The sequence below is a fragment of the Psychrobacillus sp. genome (assembly GCF_056205495.1).
Genome location: NZ_JBAEAP010000642.1, coordinates 21622 through 28929, shown reverse-complemented (window position 1 = coordinate 28929; position 7308 = coordinate 21622). Strand labels below are relative to the sequence as shown.

The 7308-nt window shown below is 35.3% G+C and carries 8 protein-coding genes; 2 read left to right on the top strand and 6 right to left on the bottom strand.

Features of this window, described 5'->3' with window-relative positions; genetic code table 11:
- A partial coding sequence (locus AC06OU_RS18480) for a CAP-associated domain-containing protein (RefSeq protein WP_475857685.1) occupies positions 1 to 638 on the bottom strand: 638 nt, incomplete at its 3' end.
- A gap of 153 nt (positions 639 to 791) precedes the next feature.
- Between AC06OU_RS18480 and AC06OU_RS18475 the strand changes: the two genes are divergently transcribed.
- Both AC06OU_RS18475 and ytvI read left to right on the top strand, forming a co-directional pair.
- Positions 792 to 1157 carry a YugN family protein gene (locus AC06OU_RS18475; RefSeq protein WP_169358954.1) on the top strand — a complete coding sequence of 122 codons (366 nt, stop codon included), beginning with the start codon at positions 792 to 794 and terminating at the stop codon, positions 1155 to 1157.
- A 103-nt stretch (positions 1158 to 1260) separates the two neighbouring features.
- Entirely contained in the window at positions 1261 to 2325 is a 1065-nt protein-coding gene (gene ytvI / locus AC06OU_RS18470; protein WP_475857684.1) for a sporulation integral membrane protein YtvI, read from the top strand.
- A gap of 149 nt (positions 2326 to 2474) precedes the next feature.
- Here ytvI and AC06OU_RS18465 read toward each other — a convergent pair whose 3' ends face one another.
- The 5 genes from AC06OU_RS18465 to AC06OU_RS18445 all read right to left on the bottom strand — a co-directional run bounded on the left by AC06OU_RS18465 (position 2475) and on the right by AC06OU_RS18445 (position 7293).
- The gene (locus AC06OU_RS18465) at positions 2475 to 2936 is read right to left on the bottom strand and encodes a DUF420 domain-containing protein (protein WP_475857683.1); all 462 of its coding nucleotides are present in this window, start codon (positions 2934 to 2936) and stop codon (positions 2475 to 2477) included.
- 24 nt (positions 2937 to 2960) lie between these two features.
- The gene (gene ctaG, locus AC06OU_RS18460) at positions 2961 to 3872 is read right to left on the bottom strand and encodes a cytochrome c oxidase assembly factor CtaG (protein ID WP_475857682.1); all 912 of its coding nucleotides are present in this window, start codon (positions 3870 to 3872) and stop codon (positions 2961 to 2963) included.
- A 595-nt stretch (positions 3873 to 4467) separates the two neighbouring features.
- Complete coding sequence (gene ctaF / locus AC06OU_RS18455) at positions 4468 to 4803, bottom strand: cytochrome c oxidase subunit IVB (RefSeq protein ID WP_475857681.1); 336 nt, start codon at positions 4801 to 4803, stop codon at positions 4468 to 4470.
- Positions 4803 to 5429 (bottom strand): cytochrome c oxidase subunit 3, encoded by a 627-nt coding sequence (locus tag AC06OU_RS18450; protein ID WP_475857680.1) that lies wholly within the window; start codon positions 5427 to 5429, stop codon positions 4803 to 4805. Before AC06OU_RS18450 ends, ctaF begins: the two co-directional genes overlap by 1 nt.
- A gap of 1 nt (position 5430) precedes the next feature.
- Entirely contained in the window at positions 5431 to 7293 is a 1863-nt protein-coding gene (locus AC06OU_RS18445) for a cytochrome c oxidase subunit I (protein ID WP_298471911.1), read from the bottom strand.
- Positions 7294 to 7308: the final 15 nt, after the last annotated feature.

Sequence of the window (7308 nt, the reverse complement as noted above, 5' to 3'; positions counted from 1 at the left end):
ACTTCCCCACTATATAAAATATCATACGGTTTATGCAGGAGAAGAGTTTGTGAGTCACTAAATCTTACAGCCTCTAGTTGCTGATCCTTTTGATCAATATAGAGCATCGCGAACAAATCATCAAATTGAACCAGCAGTCTAGTTTTAATATCATTTTCGTTTAAGGAAAATATATATGTGTTGTCGCCAATATTCATCGTTACCTCGGATTGTACTAGTGTAAACCGGTAGATGTCTTCAAGAGACTGCCCGATCTTGTAAGGGGAAGTATCAACATGATTTCCTATTGCAAATGCTTGTGTTACTTTATCTTCTTTAACTCCTATTAACATATAGTCGGAGAAAGACTTATTATATACCCACCATTCATATCCATAAATAGAAGGGTCAATTCTAGCTGGATTTCCATAAAGGGTCCTTACTTCCTTTACTGACTTTCCTATTAAAGTGGAGATTCCCTCCTTCGGCCTTGTGAATATACTAACGGTTTCGACAACTTCTTCTCTTTCAACTGGAATTAGCTGGCCGTTATTATTTGAACCTGTTATTAGATCGTTTTCTCGAACTGGTGAATCAAAATATATGAATATTAATAATATAATAGCCATGCCAACTAAAATATGAAATAAAGTTTTCAACTTTTTTGGCTCCTTCGAAGTTCCTTCATTTTCATTAGTATATCAAGGATATGTACAAATACACAATGTTGTCATTGCAACATTTTTGAATTTGAATTAATATTAATAAGAACAGATTCTTAGTATAACTTCAATGTGAAGGAGGACAATTCGATGTATTTTGAAAATACAGGTATAGAAGACAAAGTCTTAGACTTAAATGTATTAGACGACATAATGAAAAAACATGGTTTAATCCGCGCCGGACAATGGGATTATGAACGTGTGACTTACGATAAGAAATTCGAAATTAAAGAGGGTATCTTCTACCTTCGTATATTCGGTTTTACAAAAGAAGGAGATGTTGGTGCACACGAAGCTAACATTACACTTTTAAAACCGGTTTTAGGAAAACACTATTATCCACATGGTGTGGAATACGGTGAAGGTGAAGTATTTCCGAACCATTTAGTTAAATCTTGTGTAACTACTCTAACAGCTTTAAAAGCTGAATTAGATGAATTTGCTATCCAAGGTTAACTAATGAAACGTTAGAGAAAATTTCTCTAACGTTTTTTTATCTGTTAAAACTGGTATTCCTTGTATATACTTAAAGGAACGATCTATAAAGGAGCAAAATAGAATGGTTTTCAAAGCGTTTAAAAAAGAAAACATTAAGTATATAATCCTATTTATTTTTATTCTGTTAATTTCTATTTTCATCCTACCAGTATCAGTTCCGATTATTTTAGCGTTACTTACTGCGATAGTTATTGAACCAGTTGTAAAGTTTACTCAAAGGGTATTTAAATGGAAACGAAAACCTGCAGTTATTACCAACTTCATTTTTTTTCTAACCATCATTTCGGCCCTCTTATATTTCATTGTAACTAAGCTTATAAGCCAACTCCTATATACTTCAAAAGTAATCCCTTACCATCTAAATAGTTTGACTGGGATATGGATAAATATTCAGAATAATGTCTTTCAATATACCGAAGGACTACCTCTTGAAGTAGTACAGTCCATACAAGATAAGTTTAATGCTACCTTAACAAGTATGAAGGAGGCGCTTCTAGATCTTTTAAGCTACTCAAACATTTCGGCCCTGCTAACTAATATTCCTGAGTTTCTTATAAACTTCATCGTTTTTATAATTGCTCTTTTTCTATTTATGTTACACCTAGAAAACCTAAGCCAAAAATTCTTTTTCTTTCTGAAGGATGGGACTGCTGAAAAGGTACGCGTCATGACTTCTAGCGTAAAAAAAGTAACCATTGGCTTTATGAAGGCTCAAATATTAGCTAGCTTCATCATTTTAGGCGTTTCTTTAATAGGATTGTTATTTATTGTTCCATTTAAAATAGCCATTATAATGTCTCTAGTTATTTGGATAATAGATGTAATTCCTATTTTAGGTTCCATTGCTGTATTAGCTCCATGGGCAGGATATTTATTCCTTGTGGGTGATACTGTATTCGCCACAAAGCTCACAGTTCTTGCTATAATTTTACTTATAATTAGAAGAGCTGTGGAGCCTAAGTTAATGGGTAGTCAAATGGGTATATCACCTTTAGCGATTCTTATCGCCATGTTTATAGGTGCTAAATTGTTTGGCTTCCTTGGGTTCCTAATCGGGCCACTGGTCGTCATATTATTTATAACCGCGAGAGAAGCTGGCATGATTCGATTAAATTTTAAATTATAATTTGATTTCAAATGTACAACACAAAAAAGGTGAAATTGCATGTCGCAATTTCACCTTTTTATGTTGCTGGACTAATTTTACCCCAAGCCTAGTCATTCTATTTCTTATTGAAATTCAGAAAATGAGTCTACTACAGGGAACATAAGTTATTATCCACCGAGAATTGCTTTGAACACGGAGGTTGTGTCCCCGCCTTTATAAAATATATAAAGCAATGAATACACAGCCACTCCTGTGATTGCGACAAAGAACCATATAACACTAGTAATAGGTCCAAGCTTACGGTGTTTCTTTATATTGTTCTTATAACCCAACCAAATTGTAACTAATCCAAATACTGCACCAGTAGTGGCTAAAATAATATGGAATATTAAAAATACCGTGTAGTAAATTTTAATATCATCCGGCCCACCAAAGGCTGTATTTCCTATAAATAATGTACGAGACACATAAATTATGAAAAACGTAAGCGCTGAGATTGCTGCAGCAAACATCGTTTTTTTATGAGCTTCTATTTTTCTCTGCTTAACTAAAATCCAACCAACCGCAACAAGCACAGCACTTAAAACAATAAAAAATGTGCTGATTGTAGGTAATACTGGAACACTCATTCTCATTCTCCTCATATATAAAAATTATAGTTTAGCTTGTACCTTTAAGTCGTCTAATGCTTTTTGAGTTATTTGATCTGCATTATCCTGCTCATTTTTATACCATGCAAAGAAGATGGAGAATAAGAATGCAGCATATATAATTTCTTGAATAATTTTCATTACTATTCCGCCCAGCTGTTGATCCTCTAGTGGATCTAAGTTAGAGAATAACTCGGGACCAGATAAGTTTAAACCTGCTAATGTATCTGTAGGTACACATAACTCCATGTTCTTTAACCAAACATCAGAATCTGTATATGTGTCATACATTGGATTATTTGAGAAAATGATTAGTGCACACGCTGGTGTGATTAATACAGCACTTGCAACGATAAAACCAATTTTCTTTAGGCCATGTAGTTTTTTTTCTGACTCTAACACGTCTACAATGGACCACCACATAAAGACAGCCGCTAAAAATAGCATTAAAGTATAAGCCCCGTGAAGAACCTCGTTCATCTTAATAGCATCAAAAACCAAAGGAATATGATACAACGAGAAGGTCATAGTAAACAATACTAATGATAACAGTGGCTTTGTAAAGAAAGGAATGAGCTTTCTTAATACCGGTAACTCAAGAACCACTTTCCATACCCACCATGGAATCCCTTTCATAAGTAAGGGTGGTACTAGTAATAACAGAAGTGCCATCTGAACCATATGGAATGTAAACATGATATGTGCCATTAAATCCATAGGAGAGCCTTTTACAATATATAAAAGAACTAAACCAGAAATAAAATAAATTGCTTCTTTTCTTTTTAGTGGCTCGGAAACTTTAAAGTCATTTCTCCATTTGACAGTAATCAAGAAATATAAAATAGCTATACAAACTAATAATCCTAAAAGAATAGGACTCCATAAAGCTTGGAAGCCGAATATGCTAATAGACATACTTATACGCTCCTTTTTAAGTTGCTACCCCTATTATATAGGGCAGTTCAATTAACATCAAATGAACGAACTATGACAATTATTACTATATTAAACGCTTGTGACAAATTGTCACAAATACACTAATAAATAAAATAATTAAAAATAATAAGCAATAGATTATTCTTTTAAATAGGCTATGTTAAAGGGGAGGGTTGATTTATAATCCAAAGAAATCTTAGATCAGAGAGTAGAATTGATTTCCGCCCCAGCCGGACGCTTTCCTCGGGGTGAGCGATAAGCCACCACCCATCGCTAGCGCGCGTGGTTGTGATGTCTTATCTGTCTCACTCATCCCGTAGGAGTCGCCGTCTGGCGCTCAAATCAATAAATAGGAACAGCTTTCATTCATCGATAAGTGCTTATAAATTTACTTGCATAAACAAAGCCGAAAAACGGTACCCATTCTCATTTTATAATCTTAATAGTCATTTGAATATCCCTTTTATAATGTTTAAAGTCACTATAAAAAGAACTGTTAGTCAAAATCAACCAATAATTTAACATAGCCAAAATAATAAAAAAGAGCTAAGAAAAATCTTAGCTCTTTTTAGTATTACCACCAAACGATTGTTATGAAAGTTAGTAGGAATGTAAAACCAACCATTGCTGCAAAATAGATGAAATAAGCAGGAATGTTATGATTTTTTTCACTCATATGCATGAAGTAGTAAAGTTGTAATACTACTTGAATTGCTGCTAACAATAAAATGATTGGAATAATGTAGAATTTTGAAAAACCTGCAACCACTGCTGTGAATGCAATTAATGTCAAGAAAATCATAATAGAGAATGTAGTCACTTGTGTACGCATATTCTCTCTTCTTTTTCTCTTCAAGTACTCGAATTCTGTTTGAGATCTAACGTAAACATGATTGTCATGTGAAGACATTAGTTCACCACTCCCATCAAGTATACTACTGTAAAGATGAATACCCACACAACGTCAATAAAGTGCCAGTATAAAGATGCAGTATAATATTTTGGTGCATTATATAAGTTGAATCCACGTTTAGCATTACGTAGAAGTAATAAGATGATCCATCCTAAACCAATAACTACGTGAAGACCGTGAGTACCAACTAACGTAAAGAATGCAGTTGAGAAAGCACTTTGTCCATAGTGGAATCCTAAATGTACATAGTGATTGAACTCGTAAATTTCTAAACATAGGAAAACTAGACCTAATAGTACAGTAATAGCCATCCAAGTTTGAGTACCGCGGAAATTATGGTTTTTCATATGGTACATAGCATATACACTTGTTAACGATGAAGTTAACAGAATCATTGTCATGATAAAAACTAGAGGTAATTCAAATAACGTATTTGTACTGAATTCCATACCCTCTGGCCCTTTGTTTTTAAGGGCTAAATAAGTAGCAAACAAACTAGAAAATAGTACAGTTTCACCGGCTAAGAACAACCAGAAACCTAAGAATTTATTCTTACCTTCCATTGTTGCTTGTTCTGGATGATCTGGCCAAGTTTGTGGGGTGTACTTTTTATTCACGTCCATCTTATTTACCCCCTTTGTCATTCATTAAATCTTCTTTATGAATGTGATATCCGTGGTCGTCTTTCAGTGAACGAACAGCCATAGAAGCAACTGTAATTGCAAGTCCTAGAACTAATACTGGAACAGCCCAATCTTTTTCGCCATTGTAAAGTGCACCGAACGCTGCGATAAATAAACCTAATGTCATTACGAAAGGAATGAAAGAATTGTTAGGCATATGGATATCCGAAATTGGCTCTGCATATGTCATACCTTCTTTGTTTCCTTCTTGTTTTTCAATCCAGAAAGTATCTAAACCACGAACTAGTGGAGTTTGTTTAAAGTTGTAGAATGGAATTGGTTGTGGAATAGCCCACTCCAATGTACGTCCATCTTCCCAAGGGTCATTTCCAACTTTTTCGTTTTTAACAATTGTGATAACAATATTAATTACAAGGATAATTACACCGATTGCCATGAATACGGCACCACCAGAACTGATTGCGTTGAATAAATCCCAACCTTGATCTGCTCCGAAAGTGAATACACGACGTGGCATACCCATTAATCCTAAGAAATGCTGAACAAAGAATGTTAGATGGAAACCGATAAAGAAGAACCAGAAAGTCCACTTACCTAATTTTTCACTTAACATTTGGTTGAACATTAAAGGCCAATATAAATGTAATGCAGCTAAGATAGCAAGTACTACCCCACCAACGATTACATAATGGAAATGGGCAACGATAAAGTAAGAATCATGTACTTGGTAGTCAAGTGGAGCCGCAGCTTGCATGACACCAGTTACACCACCTGCTACGAATGAAGGGATAAATCCTAATGCGTAAAGCATTGGAACTGTGACTTTAATACTTCCTCCCCAAATTGTAAGCAGCCAGTTAAATATTTTCATACCAGTTGGTACAGCAATTGCCATTGTTGCAACTGCAAAAATTGCGTTAGCTGTTGGCCCTAATCCAACTGTAAACATGTGATGGGCCCAAACCATGAATCCTAAGAATCCGATCAATACTGTCGCAAATACCATGGATGAATATCCAAATAGACGTTTACGAGCAAATAATGAGAAGATTTCTGAGAAAATACCGAAAGCAGGTAAAATCAGAATATATACCTCAGGATGTCCAAATATCCAGAATAAATGCTCCCAGATAATTGTATTTCCTCCCATTTCATGATTGAAGAATTGTCCTCCAAACATACGGTCAATGATTAGGAAGAAAAGACCGATTGTAAGTGGTGGGAATGCAAATAAAATTAATGCACTTGCCACAAAAGTAGTCCAAGTGAACAATGGCATACGCATATACGTCATACCAGGTGCACGCATATTAATAATCGTTACAAGGAAGTTAATCCCGGCAATATACGTACCAGCACCGGATATTTGAAGTCCGAGTGCATAGAAGTCAATACCATGACCAGGGGATGCTAAGGACAGCGATGCATAAGAAGTCCAACCAGCATCAGGAGCTCCACCCATGAACCAAGAAAGGTTTAGGAAGATACCACCAAATAAGAATAACCAAAAACCAAGTGCGTTTAAAAATGGGAATGCTACGTCACGTGCACCAATTTGAAGTGGCACAACGGCATTCATATAACCAAATAATATCGGCATGGCTGCAAGGAAAATCATCGTCGTACCATGCATTGTTATAATTTCATTGAAAAGACCTGCACTTACAAAGTCGTTATCCGGTTTAGCCAATTGGATACGGATAAGCATTGCCTCTATACCACCGATTACGAAAAACAAACCACCGGCAGCGAGGTACAGGACAGCAATCTTTTTATGGTCTACTGTTGTTAAATAGTCCCATAAAGTTGCGCCAAAGCCCTTTTTCTTAGCTATAGAACTCACAACTTTTTACCTCCC

Excerpts from the sequence above, each read along its gene's own strand:
- AC06OU_RS18475 (WP_169358954.1), top strand. The coding sequence starts at position 792 with ATGTATTTTGAAAATACAGGTATAGAAGACAAAGTCTTAGACTTAAAT.
- ytvI (WP_475857684.1), top strand. The coding sequence starts at position 1,261 with ATGGTTTTCAAAGCGTTTAAAAAAGAAAACATTAAGTATATAATCCTA.
- AC06OU_RS18465 (WP_475857683.1), bottom strand. The coding sequence starts at position 2,936 with ATGAGTGTTCCAGTATTACCTACAATCAGCACATTTTTTATTGTTTTA.
- ctaG (WP_475857682.1), bottom strand. The coding sequence starts at position 3,872 with ATGTCTATTAGCATATTCGGCTTCCAAGCTTTATGGAGTCCTATTCTT.
- ctaF (WP_475857681.1), bottom strand. The coding sequence starts at position 4,803 with ATGTCTTCACATGACAATCATGTTTACGTTAGATCTCAAACAGAATTC.
- AC06OU_RS18450 (WP_475857680.1), bottom strand. The coding sequence starts at position 5,429 with ATGGACGTGAATAAAAAGTACACCCCACAAACTTGGCCAGATCATCCA.